The 14,473-nt window shown below is 73.0% G+C and carries 16 protein-coding genes; 9 read left to right on the forward strand and 7 right to left on the reverse strand.

Translation table 11 applies throughout. The features are described from left to right. The first annotated feature begins 12 nt into the window (after window positions 1-12). From ABD371_RS03835 to ABD371_RS03855, 5 genes are read left to right on the forward strand one after another with little or no spacing between them, the layout of a single operon-like run. Window positions 13-525, forward strand: coding sequence for a 3-hydroxyacyl-ACP dehydratase FabZ family protein (locus ABD371_RS03835; RefSeq protein WP_344472684.1), 513 nt, complete (start codon window positions 13-15; stop codon window positions 523-525). After that, window positions 522-1,679, forward strand: coding sequence for a beta-ketoacyl synthase N-terminal-like domain-containing protein (locus ABD371_RS03840; RefSeq protein ID WP_344472686.1), 1,158 nt, complete (start codon window positions 522-524; stop codon window positions 1,677-1,679). The genes ABD371_RS03835 and ABD371_RS03840 overlap by 4 nt, the downstream gene beginning before the upstream one ends. After that, complete coding sequence (locus tag ABD371_RS03845) at window positions 1,669-2,217, forward strand: beta-ketoacyl-[acyl-carrier-protein] synthase family protein (protein ID WP_344472688.1); 549 nt, start codon at window positions 1,669-1,671, stop codon at window positions 2,215-2,217. Before ABD371_RS03840 ends, ABD371_RS03845 begins: the two co-directional genes overlap by 11 nt. Window positions 2,218-2,224: 7 nt before the next feature. Then, the gene (locus ABD371_RS03850) at window positions 2,225-3,640 is read left to right on the forward strand and encodes a class I adenylate-forming enzyme family protein (protein WP_344472690.1); all 1,416 of its coding nucleotides are present in this window, start codon (window positions 2,225-2,227) and stop codon (window positions 3,638-3,640) included. After that, window positions 3,640-4,356 (forward strand): thioesterase II family protein, encoded by a 717-nt coding sequence (locus ABD371_RS03855; protein ID WP_344472692.1) that lies wholly within the window; start codon window positions 3,640-3,642, stop codon window positions 4,354-4,356. Before ABD371_RS03850 ends, ABD371_RS03855 begins: the two co-directional genes overlap by 1 nt. Window positions 4,357-4,389: 33 nt before the next feature. Here ABD371_RS03855 and ABD371_RS03860 read toward each other — a convergent pair whose 3' ends face one another. Beyond that, window positions 4,390-5,373 carry a sigma-70 family RNA polymerase sigma factor gene (locus ABD371_RS03860; RefSeq protein ID WP_344472694.1) on the reverse strand — a complete coding sequence of 328 codons (984 nt, stop codon included), beginning with the start codon at window positions 5,371-5,373 and terminating at the stop codon, window positions 4,390-4,392. A 204-nt stretch (window positions 5,374-5,577) separates the two neighbouring features. Between ABD371_RS03860 and ABD371_RS03865 the strand changes: the two genes are divergently transcribed. After that, window positions 5,578-7,161, forward strand: a complete 1,584-nt coding sequence (locus ABD371_RS03865) for an MFS transporter (RefSeq protein WP_344472696.1) — start codon at window positions 5,578-5,580, stop codon at window positions 7,159-7,161. An 82-nt stretch (window positions 7,162-7,243) separates the two neighbouring features. Here the strand turns inward: ABD371_RS03865 and ABD371_RS03870 are convergent, their stop codons facing one another. After that, the gene (locus ABD371_RS03870; RefSeq protein WP_344472698.1) at window positions 7,244-7,606 is read right to left on the reverse strand and encodes a putative quinol monooxygenase; all 363 of its coding nucleotides are present in this window, start codon (window positions 7,604-7,606) and stop codon (window positions 7,244-7,246) included. Between the two features lie 295 nt (window positions 7,607-7,901). Here ABD371_RS03870 and ABD371_RS03875 point away from each other — a divergent pair, with 295 nt between their 5' ends. Then, the gene (locus ABD371_RS03875; RefSeq protein WP_344472700.1) at window positions 7,902-8,345 is read left to right on the forward strand and encodes a winged helix-turn-helix transcriptional regulator; all 444 of its coding nucleotides are present in this window, start codon (window positions 7,902-7,904) and stop codon (window positions 8,343-8,345) included. Window positions 8,346-8,463: 118 nt separating this feature from the next. Further along, window positions 8,464-8,979: a hypothetical protein gene (locus tag ABD371_RS03880; RefSeq protein ID WP_344472702.1), complete on the forward strand. Its 516-nt coding sequence runs from the start codon at window positions 8,464-8,466 to the stop codon at window positions 8,977-8,979. Between the two features lie 64 nt (window positions 8,980-9,043). Here the strand turns inward: ABD371_RS03880 and ABD371_RS03885 are convergent, their stop codons facing one another. Next, window positions 9,044-9,343, reverse strand: coding sequence for a hypothetical protein (locus ABD371_RS03885; RefSeq protein ID WP_344472704.1), 300 nt, complete (start codon window positions 9,341-9,343; stop codon window positions 9,044-9,046). A gap of 116 nt (window positions 9,344-9,459) precedes the next feature. Here ABD371_RS03885 and ABD371_RS03890 point away from each other — a divergent pair, with 116 nt between their 5' ends. Beyond that, the gene (locus tag ABD371_RS03890) at window positions 9,460-10,092 is read left to right on the forward strand and encodes an alpha/beta fold hydrolase (protein ID WP_344472706.1); all 633 of its coding nucleotides are present in this window, start codon (window positions 9,460-9,462) and stop codon (window positions 10,090-10,092) included. Here the strand turns inward: ABD371_RS03890 and ABD371_RS03895 are convergent, their stop codons facing one another. From ABD371_RS03895 to ABD371_RS03910, 4 genes are all read right to left on the reverse strand, one after another. Continuing rightward, entirely contained in the window at window positions 10,093-11,370 is a 1,278-nt protein-coding gene (locus ABD371_RS03895) for an MFS transporter (RefSeq protein WP_344472708.1), read from the reverse strand. Between the two features lie 81 nt (window positions 11,371-11,451). Continuing rightward, a complete protein-coding gene (locus ABD371_RS03900; RefSeq protein WP_344472710.1) occupies window positions 11,452-11,982 on the reverse strand; it encodes a carboxymuconolactone decarboxylase family protein in 531 nt (176 codons plus the stop codon). Window positions 11,983-12,051: 69 nt separating this feature from the next. After that, window positions 12,052-12,870 (reverse strand): hypothetical protein, encoded by an 819-nt coding sequence (locus ABD371_RS03905; protein ID WP_344472712.1) that lies wholly within the window; start codon window positions 12,868-12,870, stop codon window positions 12,052-12,054. Between the two features lie 159 nt (window positions 12,871-13,029). Further along, on the reverse strand, window positions 13,030-14,232 hold the full coding sequence (locus ABD371_RS03910; protein WP_344472715.1) for a sensor histidine kinase: 1,203 nt from the start codon (window positions 14,230-14,232) through the stop codon (window positions 13,030-13,032). Window positions 14,233-14,473: the final 241 nt, after the last annotated feature.

Genomic DNA, 14,473 nt, shown 5'->3' on the forward strand with positions numbered 1-14,473 from the left:
ACGGAGAGAGCCATGACCGACACGACCGAGACGACCGAGACGACCGAAGCGACCGGCACGACCGGCACCGCGCTGGGCTTCACCGAGATCAAGCAGTGGTTGCGCCACCGCCACCCCATGATCTACATCGACCGGATCCTCGACCACCGGCCGGGGGAGTACCTCCGCAGCGTCACCATGGTCTCCGGCACGATGGACGTGATCGCCGGACACTTCCCCGAGCGCGCCGTCTTCCCCGGCAGCCATCTCATGCAGGCGTTCGCCCAGTCCGGCATCATCCTCTACCAGATGAGCACGTCCAAGCTGGACGAGGACGAACTCACCCTCATCGGCTCCACCCGCTGCCGCTTCACCCAGGTCGTCGTCCCCGGCGACCGGGTCGTCTTCGACGTCCGGGTGGACCGCCTCTACGAGGCCTCCTTCCACTTCTCCTGCCGGGCCACCGTCGAGGACCGCCAGGTCGCCGCCTTCCGGGGCTCCCTGGTCCGCACCAGAGTCGCGGACCTGGGACGCCAGCTGTGGTGAGCGGCGAGCCGCTGATCACCGGCATGGCCTGGTCCACCGCGCTGGGCACGGGGCTCGACGCCGTCTGGGAGCGGCTGATCGCCGGGGACAGCGGAGTGCGCCCCGTACCCTCGCGCCACGAGCTCCGCAACGAGCTGGCCGGGGCGCTCGCCGAACCCCCGCCCGGCCCCGGCACTCCACCGGGGCCGGGGCCGGGACCGCGTGAGCGCCAGCGGGCCCTGACGGCCGACACGATCGCCCGCGCCCTGGACGACGCGGGCCCCGGCGCGCGCGACGGAGACCCCTGGCTGGTCGCCGGCACCAGCTACGGATCCCATCTCGACGACCCGGACACCCGGAGCCTGTACGCGTGGGCCGCCGAGGCCGCCCGCGACACCGGCCTCGCCCGCGCCCCGGTCGCGCTCTCCACCGCCTGCTCCTCCGGCTCCGACGCGCTGCTCGTCGCCGCCCGGCTGATCCGGTCGGGCGCCGCCGAACGCGTCGTCTGCGGCGGGGCCGACGTCCTCACCGACGCCAAACGGCTCGGCCACTCACGGCTGGGCACCATGTCCCCCACCCGGCTCCGCGCCCTGGACACCCGGCGGGACGGCACCCTCCTCGGGGAGGGGGCGGCCTTCCTCGTCCTGGAGTCCGCCGAGTCCGCCCGCCGCCGGGGCGCGAGGGCGTACGCCGTGCTCCGGGGCGCGGGCTCCTCCAACGACGCCACGGGCATGACCGCCCCCGACCCCTCCGGCGACACGGTGGTCCAGGCCATCGGCTCCGCGCTCGCCGACGCCGGAGCCCGCTGGGAGGACGTCGGCGTCGTCAACGCCCACGGATCCGGTACGGAGGCCAACGACGACGTCGAGACCCGCAGCCTGGGCAGGCTCGCCGAGGGCGGCCACCGGCCCACGGTCTTCGCCACCAAGGGAGCCTTCGGCCACACCCTGGGCGCGACCGGGGCCATGGAGGCCGTCGCGGTCGTCCTGGCGCTCAAACACCGCCGGGTGCCGCCCGTCCACTCGCTGCGCACCCCGCTGCCCGCCCTCGCCCTGCCCGTCCCGGCGGGCGCTCCCGCCGGGATCGGCCCCGGCATCGGACTGAGCGTCACCCTCGGATTCGGCGGCTTCAACACCGCCCTCGCGCTGGAACGGGGACCCGGCCATGCACGATGAACCCCGGCCCGGCGGCGACGCCCTCGACACCGACGCGCGCCTGAGGGTCGTCGCCCGCACCCGGCTGAGCGGGGACCCGGCCGGCGGACCCGTACGGCGCACGGTCTCCTCCTACGCGGACCCCGTCGCCCTGCTGGTCTCCGACACCGTCGCCGAGGCCCTCGCCCTGGTCCCGGAGACGGGTACGGACACGGACACGGATGTGTGTACGGGGGTGCTCACCGTCAGCGAGACCGGCACCCTCCACACCATGCGGACGCTCGCGGCCGGCCTCGGCCGGGGCCGTATCTCGCCCCTGCGCTTCGCCGGAGCGGGCCCCGGCTCGCTCGCCGGACTCGCCTGCATCGTCCACGGGCTCCGGGGCCCCAGCCTCGTGCTGACCATGCCGCCCACGGCCGCCGAGCCCCTTCTCGTACCCCTGGTGCACGGCTGGCTCACCACGGGCGGCTGCCGCCAAGTCGTCGTCAACGAGCATCTGACCGACGCCGCCGGCACCCACTTCGTCCGCAGCCGTGTGGTGCGGCACACCGCGAACTGAGGCCGCCATGACCCCTGATGACATCCCCTGGACACCCGCCGGGATAGAGGACCATCTGTCCGGGAACGCCCTCGACACCGAACCCGACGACGGGCCCGTCCCCTCGCTCGACGCCATCGCGGACACCCTCCTGGAGGCGGGACTGCGCCCCGGCGGCACCGTCCTCATCGCCCTGCCCAACGGCACCGCGCTGCTGCGGCACTTCTTCGCCGTGCTCTTCGCCGGCGGCGTCCCCGCCCCCCTCCCGGCCGGCACCCCCCGCGCCCGGATCCAGGAGATCGCCGACCGGCTCGGCGCGCGGCTGCTGCTCCTGCCCGCGCAGTCGGCCGCCTTCCGCGACCTCCCCCGGTACGGGAGTCACGGCGCGCTCGCGGTCGCGCTCCCCGGCCCCGGCCCCGGCACGGACTTGGGGAATCGGGTGACACACCGGCCCGGCGATGTCGTACTCCTCACCTCCGGCACCTCCGGCATCTCCAGCGGCTGTCTCCACCCCCTCTCCTCCCTCGTCCACAACGCCCGGCTGCACGCCGCCGAAGTGGGGCTGTGCGCCTCGGACACCGTGCTGGTGAATCTGCCCCTCAACTACTCGTACGCGCTGGTCGCCCAGGCGCTGGCCGCCCTGGTGACCGGGGCCCGGCTGGTGATCTCCGGCCCGCCCTTCAGCCCCGACGCCTACCACGCGGCGCTCACCACCGCCGGGGTCACCAGCTCCTCCATCACGCCCACCGTCGCCCGCGCCCTGCTGCGCGGCGACTGGAAGCCGCCGGGGAGCCTGCGGATGCTCACCGTCGGCGGCGAGGCCATGAGCACCGGCATGACCAGGGCGCTGCTGGACCGGGGCCCCGGCACCGAGCTGTATCTGACCTACGGGCTGACCCAGGCCGGACCCCGCGTCAGCACCCTCGCCGCCCACCGCGAACCCCCGCACCGGCTCTCCTCCGTCGGCACCCCGCTGCCCGGCGTCCGCGTCGCGCTGCGCTCGGTCGACCCGGACGGCACCGGGGAACTGCTGGTCACCTCGCCCACCGTGCTCCGCGGCACCGTCGGGGTCTCCGAGGGCCGGGCGGGCGAGCTGTTCACCGGCCCCGGCCAGATCGCCACCGGCGACCGCTTCCGCATCGACGCCGACGGCTATCTCCACTTCCGGGGGAGGCTCTCCGACTTCCTCGTCGCCGACGGCCTCAAGGTCTCCCTGGCCTCTGTCCGCCGGATCGCCAACTCCCTCCCCGGCGTGGTCACCTCGGCCACCCGGCCCTACACGGCCGAGGACGGCGACACCCGCTTCGCGCTGGACCTCTACCTCCTCGACACCCGCCCCGAGACGGTCGCGGAGACCGAGCGCGCCCTCCACCGCAAGCTGGTGCGCGGGGAGCGGCCAGGACGGATCAGGGCGCTGCCGGCCGGCGAGGCGGGCCCCAAGTAATGATGAAGATCTTCTGCCTGCCGCACGCCGGAGGCTCCGCCGCCCGTCTCGCCGGCACACTCGACCCCTGGGTCGAAGGGGCCCGGCTGACCCCGCTGGAGCCCCCGGGCCGGGGCGAGCGCTGGCGCGAACCCCCCTGCCCCGACTGGCCCACCGCCTGCCACGACCTCGCCGAGCGGCTGACCGCCCGGACCGGCCCCGGCGAGCCCTACGGCCTCCTCGGACACAGCCTCGGCGCGCTCTACGCCCATGAACTGGCCGTACGGGCCGACCGCGCCCGGCCGCCCGCCCTGCTGATCGTCACCGGCCGCCGGCCCCCGCACGAGACCCTCCGTGCCGTCCCGCACACCGCCGAGCTGCCCGAACTGTCCGACGAGGAGCTGTACGCCCGGATCGTCGCCCTCGGCGGCGCGCCCGCCCGGGGCGCGGGCCCCCTCACGTACCGGATGTTCCTCCCCGTCCTCCGGGACGACCTCCGTCTCGCCGGGGCCTACCGCCCGGCGCCCCAGGAGCCGCTCTCCTGCCCGCTGCTCGCGCTGCACGGCACGGACGACCCGCTGGCCCCCGGCGGCCCGATGCGCGGCTGGCGCGTGCGCACCACCGGGGAGTTCGCCCTGCGGCAGGTGCCGGGAGGGCACTTCTTCCCCTACCGCGCCCCCGCCGGGACCGGCACGGCCGTCGGCCGCTTCCTCGCCCGGCTGACCGCCGGGCCCTAGGCCGTCTCTTACGGATCTTGCTGGGCTCGCGGATCACTCCGGCAGCGTGTCCGGGAGGCCGAAGACCGGGAACAGCCGCAGATCGAAGAACATCGTCATCGCGCCGATGCGGCCCCCCTCCACGGTGAGGACCTGTATCGCCGAGGCGTGGTGCCGGCCGTCCTCCCCGCGCAGATACGTCGCGAACGCGGGCTGCCCATTGGCCCGGGTGGGCAGCAGCCGCAGCTCCCCGGCCCGGGTCGGGCACTGGGTCGCCAGATGCCGGCCGATCGTGTCGACCCCCCGGTACCAGGCGGTGAACGGAGGCATCTCCCAGGTGGCGTCGGCGTGGAACAGTGCGGTGATCCCCGGGACGTCATGGTTCTCGAAGGCGTCGACATAGCGGTCGAGCAGCTGCTTCTGGTCCTGGTCGGCCGGCTCGGCCAGCTGCTCCTCACGCGGGGCGATGCGGTCCAGCTGCGCCCGGGTCCGCTGGAGCACGCTGTTGACGGCCACGGACGTGGTGTCCAGGATCTCCGCCACCTCGGACGCCCGCAGCCCCATCACGTCCCGCAGGATCAGCACGGTCCGCTGCCGGGGCGGCAGATGCTGGAGCGCGGCGATGAACGCCAGCCGGGTGCTCTCCCGGTGCAGCACGATCGAGGCCGGGTCCCCGCCGACCCCGGCCGCCGAGTCCGGCAGCGGCTGGAGCCAGGGCACGTCGGACCGCTCGGCGGCGGCGTGCGAACCGGGCTCGGGCTCGGGCCCGCCCAGATCGCGCGGCAGCGGCCGGCGGCCCCTGGTCTCCAGCGCGGTCAGACAGGCGTGCGTGGCGATCCGGAACAGCCAGGACCGCACCGAGGAACGGCCCTCGAAACGGTCGTACGCCCGCCAGGCGCGCAGATATGTCTCCTGTACCAGGTCCTCCGCGTCGTGCACCGACCCGAGCATCCGGTAGCAGTGTGCGAACAGGGCGCTCCGGAACGGGTCGGTCGCCCGAGGGAACTCATCGGCGAGTGTGCTGGTGGGCACCGCCATGGCCTCTCCCATCTGCCCGTTGTGCTCATCGTTCCTGTCCGCCGACTCTAGGCGACCGGACCCCCCGCCGTCCGCCCTCAGGGTTGCGGAAGGGCCACGGATCCGACCGGATTCGGGAGAAGTTCGCGCCGACCCGATGAAAACCCGCTTCGGCGCCGGTCTGTAGTGGTGAGTGGCTGTCATGAAGCGGAAGGAAGTTCAAGGATGAGCGACGTGCCCAAGGCGGGACGGCGTGAGTGGGCCGGGCTGGCCGTACTGGCTCTGCCCACCATGTTGCTGTCGATGGATATCAGCGTGCTGTACCTGGCTCTGCCGAGCCTGGGCGCGGACCTCGGCGCGGGGAGCACCCAGCAGCTCTGGATCATGGACATCTACGGGTTCCTGCTCGCCGGGTTCCTGGTCACGATGGGAACCCTCGGCGACCGCATCGGCCGCCGGAAGCTGCTGCTGATCGGCGCGGCGGCCTTCGGCATCGCCTCCGTCGCCGCCGCGTACTCCACCAGCCCGGAGATGCTGATCGTCACCCGGGCCCTGCTCGGCGTCGCCGGGGCGACCCTGATGCCGTCCACCCTCGCGCTGATCAGCAACATGTTCGCGGACGCGGGCCAGCGCGGAGCCGCCATCGCCGTCTGGGCGATGTGCATGATGGCGGGCGGCGCGCTGGGACCGGTGGTCGGCGGTGTGCTGCTGGAGCAGTTCTGGTGGGGCTCGGTCTTCCTGATGGGCGTGCCCATCATGCTCCTCCTCCTGGTGACGGGCCCGGTGCTGCTGCCGGAGTTCCGTGACGAGGACGCCGGCGGCCTCGATCTGGTCAGCGTGGTGCTCTCCCTGGCGGCGGTCCTCCCCGTCATCTACGGCTTCAAGGAGCTGGCGGCCGAGGGCCTGGGCGGCGGAGTGCTCCCCTGGGTCGCGATGGCCGTGGGCCTGGTCGCCGGAGCGGTGTTCCTCCGCAGGCAGGGGCGGATCGACAACCCGATCCTGGACGTCAAGCTCTTCCGCAACCGCGCCTTCGCCGCCGCGCTCGGCATCATGCTCTTCGGCGGAGCCGCCCTCGGCGGCACCTTCCTGCTGGTGAGCCAGTACGTCCAGTCCGTCGAGGGGCTGTCGCCCGCCGCCGCCGGCTGGTGGCTGGTGCCGGTCGGCGTCTCCATCGCCATCGGCGCGATGGTGTCCCCGGCCATCGCCCAGAAGGTGCGCCCCGGCACCACGATCGCGGTGGGTCTCGCCCTGTCCGTGGTCGGCTTCATCATGCTCACCCAGGTGGACGCGGGCAGCGGTCTCGGCCTGCTGGTCCCGGGCATCGCGGTGATCTACTTCGGCGCGGGGCCCGCCGTGGCCCTCGGCGTCGATCTGGTGGTCGGCTCCGCCCCGCCGGAGAAGGCCGGCTCGGCCGCCTCCATGTCGGAGACGAGCAACCACCTCGGCATCGCCATGGGCATCGCGGCCTTCGGCAGCATCGGCTCGGCCGTCTACCACTCCGAGGTCGCCGTGCCCGAGAGCCTCGGGGGCGAGGCCGCGAAGGCGGCCGAGGAGAGCGTGGCCGGAGCCGTGGCCGCCGCCGACGGACTCTCCCAGGGCGGAGCGGCCCTGCTCGACTCCGCCAGGGAGGCCTTCACCTCCGGAATGCACATGTCCGCCATCGTGGGCGGGGTGCTCTTCGGCAGCCTGGCCCTGCTCGCGGCCGTCGCCCTGCGCGAAGCGCCCCCGCTGGGCGCGGCGAAGAAGGACGAAGCGGAATCGGACGCCGGCGGCGCGCCGCAGAGCGTTCCGGCCGCGGCCCGGGACTGACCGGGGCCGGCACCTCACACCGAAGCGGGCCCTCGCACGATCGCGAGGGCCCGCTCGGGCGTCGCCCCTCCCGGGCCGTGACTCAGGCGGCTTCCTTCGCCGAGATCCGGTAACGCCAGACATCCGCGCCCAGGATTTCGGCGTTCTGCTCGTCCTCGGGTCCCGAACCACGGAACTTCATGAGCTGTTCGTCCGATTCCCAGCGCTCATAGACATTGATACGGCCGGGGTCGATCGGGTCGGGCGAGAGGGCGAAATCAAGACACCCGTCCGCCGCCCGGGCCTGCTCGATGACCGAATGACAGCCACTGATGTATTCCTCCCGCTTGTCCGCGGCCACACTGAGGTATCCGGAAACGATGATCACAGCGGTATTCCCTCTCTTCGTGCATTCATAACGGCCCTGCTGGGTACGAACATTACCCAACATCACTGCCCCTTGCATGAGTTGACGAAAAGCGTGAGGAAACAACTCGTCCTGAAGCGGGAGACAGTACCGAGGGGCCTGCGAGCGGCCGGTCCCGGAGGGGGACGGGCTCCGGAGCCGCCGACGGGGACGAGGTCATGTCGGCCATATCGAGCCATCGCCGCGGGCGGCCGGAGAGCCGCCGGCCGCGGCCGGACCGGCGGTTCGATCGGATAAATGCGCGGATGGCGGCGGGGGGTCGTAGTATCGGCGGGCGGCGAAAATTACGGGACAGTACTGCCAGAGAAGCCGAACTGCCCCTAAAATCGACCAAATGCTGAGACGTACTTACGACGGTCAGGACTGTTCGCTGGCGCGGACCCTGGAAGTGGTCGGTGAACGCTGGACCCTTCTCATCATTCGCTCGGCGCTGCTCGGCGCCACCCGGTTCGACGGATTCCTCGACCATCTGGAAATCGCCAGAACCGTCCTGACCAACCGTCTCGGCCGTCTGGTGGAACACGGTGTCATGGAGCGCGTCCCCTACCAGGAGCGCCCCCCGCGGTACGAGTACCGGCTGACCCTCATGGGCCGCGATCTCGCCCGAGCCGTCCTCGTCCTCATGCAGTGGGGCGACCGCCACCTCCCCTCCGAACACGGCCCCCGCCGCCGCGCCGAACACCACGGCTGCGAAGGCCCCGTCGTCGTCCTCCCCCACTGCGCCACCTGCGACACCCCCATCCCCGACGACGAGGTCCAGGTCCGCCCCCTCCGCTGACCCCGGCCCCGCGCCGCCTTGTCACAGGCCGGTCCCGACACCCGGTGATACGCCATCGGCCGTCGCACCTCCTGCCACCCTGGCACCACATATATGCCAGACGGCGACCGGGGGACGGATGCTGACCACGACAGACAGTCTGAGGAACTGGTTCGACATCGCCGTCTTCACCGTGCTGTGGTTCGTCCTCCTGGCAGGCTCCACCGGAATGGGCCTGGCCGTCGTGGCCCCCATCGAACTGGGCGTGGTGACCCGCTCTTACGCCAACGGCAGCACCATCTACCTCGGCGACGGCCCCCACCAGCACTGGTACGCCATCGGCGTCACCCTCGGGATCCTCTGGCTCGCCGCCCTGGGCAAGTACTTCCTCCGCTACCTCGGCGAGGACCACCCCCGCATCACGGCGGCAGCCCTCACCCACATACCCGTCGGCGCCGGCATCAGCGCCACCGTGCTCTACCACCTGGGCCACGGCGACGAACACGCGGCCTCCGCCGCCTACCTGGCCACCGGCGGCCTGGTGCTCGCCCTCCTCCTCTGGCTGGCAACCCGCGCGAAGTGGAACGCCCAGGAGCGCCGACGGCGGGCGCAGGCCGCGGCGAACAACACGAGGGGCGCCCGGGGCCGCCGCTGAGGCCCCACCGGACGGGAACCCCCACCCCATCACGGTCGAGGAGTCGACTCCTGTGCTCACCCGCTCACGGGCCACCCGGGCCGACGAAGACCCGGGCGGTGCTCCTCGCGGAGGCGGTACTCTCCGCCTTCGCCGCGTACTCCCTGGAACGCACCGGGGAGGGCTTCGTGCTCGGGCTCCGGCTGCTGCTCCTGGACGAGCCCACCTCCCAGTTGGACGCCGCGAACGAGGCGGCGCTCACCCGCACCATTGAGCGGCTCTCCGCCGAGTGCACCCTGCTGGCCATCGCCCACCGGCCCTCCACCATCCGCGCGGCCGACTCCGTGGTGCTCCTGGAGTCCGGCCGGGTGACGGCGGTCGGCACCCCGGACGAGAGGGGGTGGGGCAGGGCAAGGGGTACCGGAGGGGGGTATATCCTGAGGGGGTTGCCCATACCCCCTCAGGGTATGGGTGCGGCCGGGAGACACCCAAGGGGTTCGTATGCGCGACTTCGTCTATCACGGCAGCGACGGCTGCCGGCTGCACGCCACCGCGCTGGGCCAGGGGCCCGCGCTGATCCTGCTGCACGGCGGTGGGGCGGACCGCCGGGGGCTGCTGCCGCTGGCGCGGCTGCTCGCCGACGGCCTCACGGTCGTCCTGGCCGAGGTGCGCGGCCACGGCCGCTCGGTGTGCGCCTGCCGCACTCGCCGTGCCGGGACCCGGTACGCCGAGGATGTCGACGCCCTGCTGGACCGGCTCGGCCTCCGGCGGGCCGCGCTGGGTGGTACGGGCCCGGGCGGAGCGGTGGCTCTGCGGGTGGCCGCCGCCCGCCCCGACCGCGTCCGTGCCGCACTCGTCATCGGCCGGGACCGGGGCTCCGCGCGGCTGAGCGAGCTGGCCGCGATCGCCGTACCCACCCTGCTCGTCGCCGACTCCGGCTCCCCGCGCCTCGGAACCCTGTCCGCCCGGGCGGCCCGCGCCCTGCCCCACGGCCATCTGGCGCGGGTGCCCCTGACCGCCGGCGGCCCGGTCCCCGCCCTGGCCTCGGCGGTCTGGGACTTCCTGGTCACGCATCTGACGCTGCACGAGGCCGCCCCGGGCGGCCCCGGGTACCGGCCGCCCTGCCACGGATAGCTACGCGGCCTTGGACAGGGCGGACCTGTCCGGCCGGGGAGTCGCGGCGCGGCCGGTGGTCACGGATCGGGTCGCGGCCCGCCGGCCGTCGTGGCGCGGCCACAGGAGGAGAGCGCCGAGGGCGCCCGCCCCGGCGAGGGACGCGAGGACGGTCCAGGCGAGGGTGAGGCCGGCGTTCGTACCGAGCCATCCCGCGATGGGATAGGTGATCAGCCAGGCCAGGTGCGACAGGGAGAACTGGGCCGCGAAGGCCTCGGGGATCTCGTTCGGCCCGACGGAGGCGCGCAGGACCTGGCCGGTCGGTGTGATGACCAGCGCCATGCCGACGCCGATCACGGTCCAGACGACCGCCGTGCCGGTCCGTCCCGCCGTACCTGCGGCGATGAGAGCCGCCGCGGCGACCGTGCCGCCGACGAGGACCCCGGCGCCGGTCACCATGACGGTGCGGGCGGCGATCCGGTCGAGTACGCGGGGCAGCGCGAGAGCGGCCAGCAGGGTTCCGCCGCCGGAGGCGGCGAGCATCCACGCCACGTCCGACTGCGAGCCGCCGAGGTTGTCACGGACGTGGTTGACGGTGTTGACGACGACGATCGATCCCGCCGCCGCGACCACGAGATTGAGCGCCATGAGGCCGCGCAGTCGCGGTGTGGCGAGGAAGGTCCTGATCCCCGCCACCGCCCTGTCCCGGGCCCGGGCGTGGGCACTGGGGCGGGCGTCGGGAACGCGCGCCGACAGGACGAGCAGGCCGGAGAGGAGGAATCCGGCGGAGGTGCCCAGGAACAGCCGGTCGAAACTCATGAACGTCAGGGCGACCGCCGCCAGTACGGGGCTGAGCAGGCTCTCCATGGTGGAGGCGACCTGGGAGGCGGACAGGGCGCGCGTGTAGTCGGACTCATCGGTGACGATGTCCGGAATGACGGCCTGGAACGTCGGGGTGAACGCCGCCGACGCGGCCTGGAGCAGGCCGATCAGTACGTAGATGTGCCAGATCTCGCTGACGAACGGCAGCGCCAGGACCACCGCGGCGCGCACCACGTCGAGGAGGACCAGGAGGGTTCTTCTGGGGAGGCGGTCGACGTACGCGGCGGTGAGGGGGGCTATGACCACGTACATGACCATCTTGACGGTCAGGGCGGTTCCGAGGACCGCGCCGGCGCTCGGGCCCGCGAGTTCGTAGGCGAGCAGTCCGAGGGCCACTGTCGTCAGCCCGGTGCCGAACAGGGCGATGATCTGGGCACTGAACAGGCGGCGGTAGTCGCGGTTGGCGAACAGGCGCATGGCGTGTTCCTTCTGTGTCCGTGCGGCGGGGCGCGGCCTCGGACCGGAGGCCGTGCCCCGCGGCGGGGGGCCGGGGTGTCCCTAGGCATCGGTGCCGCTCTCCGGGGTGAGTCCGGCGAGCAGGTTGAAGGCACCGGTGAGGATGTTGAGTGCGACGACGCCGACGACATCGGCTGTCGCGCGGTCGCTGTAGCCGTGCTCGCGCAGTGCCGCGATCTGCTCGTCGGTGATCGACGTCGGCTCGCGGTAGATCTGGAGGGCGAGGGTGATGATCGCCGCGATCGCGGGATCGGCCGAGGTGCCCGCACGGGCCCGCTCGATCTCCTCCTCGTCCACCCCCAGCGCGCGGGCGGCGCTCACATGCGCGTCGAGACAGAGCCCGCAGCCCTGCCGGACCTGGATCGCGATCGATATCCGCTCGCTGATCCTCCGGTCGAGTTTCGCTCGTCCCATGGCCCGGCTGAGCTGGAGATAGCCGCCCAGAACGGCGGGTGAGTGGGCCATCGTGGAGACCATGTCGCCCACCTGGCCGCGGCGGGAGACGAGTTCGGCGAGGAGGTCGCGCGAGGCGCCGACCGCCGTGTCGGGCGTGAGTCGGGTCAGACGGGGCATGACGGCCCTTCCGGTGCGGAGGATGTACGGGGGCGGCGGGGCGCCCGACGGGTCGAGCGCCCCCCGCGGTCAGCGGTGGTGCGCGTGGCCGCCGTGGTGCCCGCCCGGGTGCCCGGAGGCGGCCTTCGCCGAGGCCCGTACCGTGAACTCGGCCGTCCGGACGACGCCTTCGTGCTGGAAGTCCAGGTAGAGCCGGTAGACGCCGCCCGACGGCGCGGCGGCCATGAAGGTGATCCGGGGCCCCGGCTCGGTGCTGCCGTCACCGGGCGCGCCCTCCGGGTGGACGTGCAGATAGCCCAGGTCGCCGACGCGCAGCGCCACCAGGTGCCCGTACGCCTCCAGATAGGGCTCCAGATCGGTGACGGGCCGCCCCTCCCGGCTGACGGTGAGCGTCAGATCGCTCGCCTCGCCGGGCACGAGTTCGCCGTCGAGGGTGACGGTGTACTCGCCGACCCGGGCGGTCCGGGTGTCCTCGGGAACCGGCCGCGGATCGTACTGTCCGGCGACCGAGGCGTCGATCCCCAGCGTCAGGGTCCCGTCGTGACCGGCCGGGTGGATGTCGGCGAAGAACCTCCAGTCGCCCGGCTCCAGGGTCACCCCGACGCTCCAGGTGCCCTTCCCGTCCATCACCGGGTGCACATGCTGGAAACCGGCCGTGTCCCGCCGGACCGCGATGAGGTGCAGTTTCTTCCCGTGCTCGGCCGTGTACTCCGTCACCGGCCCTCCGTCGGGGCCGGTCACCCGGAAGGTGACCGTCTGCGTCCCGGCGGAAAGGATCGTCGAGTCGAACGCGAGCGTGTACCCGCTCTCGGAGACCGACAGCCCGCCCGGACGGGCTCCGCCGTGGCCGCTGTGGCTGGTCGTGTCGTGGCCGGAAGTGCTCATCATCGTCTCTCCACCCGCGTGCTGCGCGTCGCGTGACGCGTCTTGTGGCGTTGCCCGTATCCGGACACCTGCGATAACAGCATACCCCCCGGGGGTATTCCCGCAAGGGATCTCCGCCCCCTCGTGTCGTCAGGGGATCCGCCCCCGCCCTCGGCGGCCCCGCTACGCGGGGGTCTCCTCCCCGTCCTCCACGGGCAGCACCGCGCGTACGCACCAGATCCGCGCGGGCCCGCCGGGCGGGCCAGGTTCGGGCCGCGCCGAGACCTCGCCCCCCAGCAGCGTGACCCGCTCGCGGATGCCGGTCAGCCCACTGCCCGAGCCGGGGGCGCGCGGCCGGGAGCGCTTGCCGTACGCGCTGGTCACGCTCACGGTCAGGGTCCCCTCGGGAGCCTGGGTCAGGGCGATCCGCACCTCGCCGGGGTCGGCGTGCTTGAGAGCGTTCGTCAGCGACTCCTGGACGATGCGGTACGCCGCCAGGTCGGCGGGCACCGACAACGGCGCTCCGTCCTCCCGCCGGTCGTCGAGCGCGAAGGTGAGCCCACTCGCCGCGCCGTTCTTCCGCGCCCGGTCGACCAGCTGCTCCACCCCGGCGAGAGTCGGCGCGGCGGCGGGCTCCAGATCGTCCGCGCCGTCACGGAGCAGACCGATCAGCCGGCGCATCTCGGCCAGCCCGGCGACGCTGTTCTCCCTGATCGTCTCCAGCACCTTCCGGGTGGTCCCCGGGTCGTCCAGGGAGAGCGCCGCGGTGGAGTGGATGGCGATCGCCGTGAGGTGATTCGCCACCAGGTCGTGCAGCTCCCGGGCCATCCGGTTCCGCTCGGCCGCCACCGCCTGCACCTGGTCCATCTCCGCCAGCAGCGCCGTCTGCTCCGCCCGCAGCCGGGCCGTGTCGGCGGCCTGCCGGTGGTTGCGGACGATCGCGGCGGTCGTCGCCGGGGCGATCGTGACCAGCCCCACGAGCATCCCGAGCAGCAGACCTTCCGCCGACCCGGTCCACAGCACGAACCCGACGGCCGTGGCCACCGTGAACAGCACGGTCACCACCGGGATGCGACGGGCCGCCCCGGGCGGCCCGTAGAGCACCGCCGCGTACACCGCGTCGGTGAAGACCAGGACAGTGCCCGGGTTGCCCACCGTGACCAGATCGGCGGCCACCGTCACGATCCCGACCACCAGAAAGGCCATCGGCAGCGAGCGGCGGAACAGCTGGGCGGCGCAGATCACCGCCAGTGGGACCAGCGCCGCCCAGGCGGGCAGCGGCGAGTCCTTGTGGGTGGACAGCCCCAGCGACCACAGCAGCACACCGCCGAGGAACGCCGCCACGGCGAGGAACAGATCGTGACGAGGGGGACGGGGGAGATTCACCCTTCCATCAACACACGGCCACGGCTCCCGTGCCTGGTCACCACGAGGGAGGCCGAATGCGCCGAAGGGCGCACGCCGATTATTCGCCCTCCGGGTACTCCCGACTGCCGGCCTCGCGGCCCCCACATCGGCCGCACCCCCAGCCGGAGCCGCCCGCCCCACCACCCCCACCAGGCATTCCGGGCACGCGAGCTGCGCGAACTCCTCGGCATGCCCGTCGACGAGGCGTCCGTCAACATCA

Origin of the sequence: Streptomyces amakusaensis (genome assembly GCF_039532665.1) — a bacterium.
GTDB classification, from domain to species: Bacteria; Actinomycetota; Actinomycetes; order Streptomycetales; family Streptomycetaceae; genus Streptomyces; species Streptomyces amakusaensis.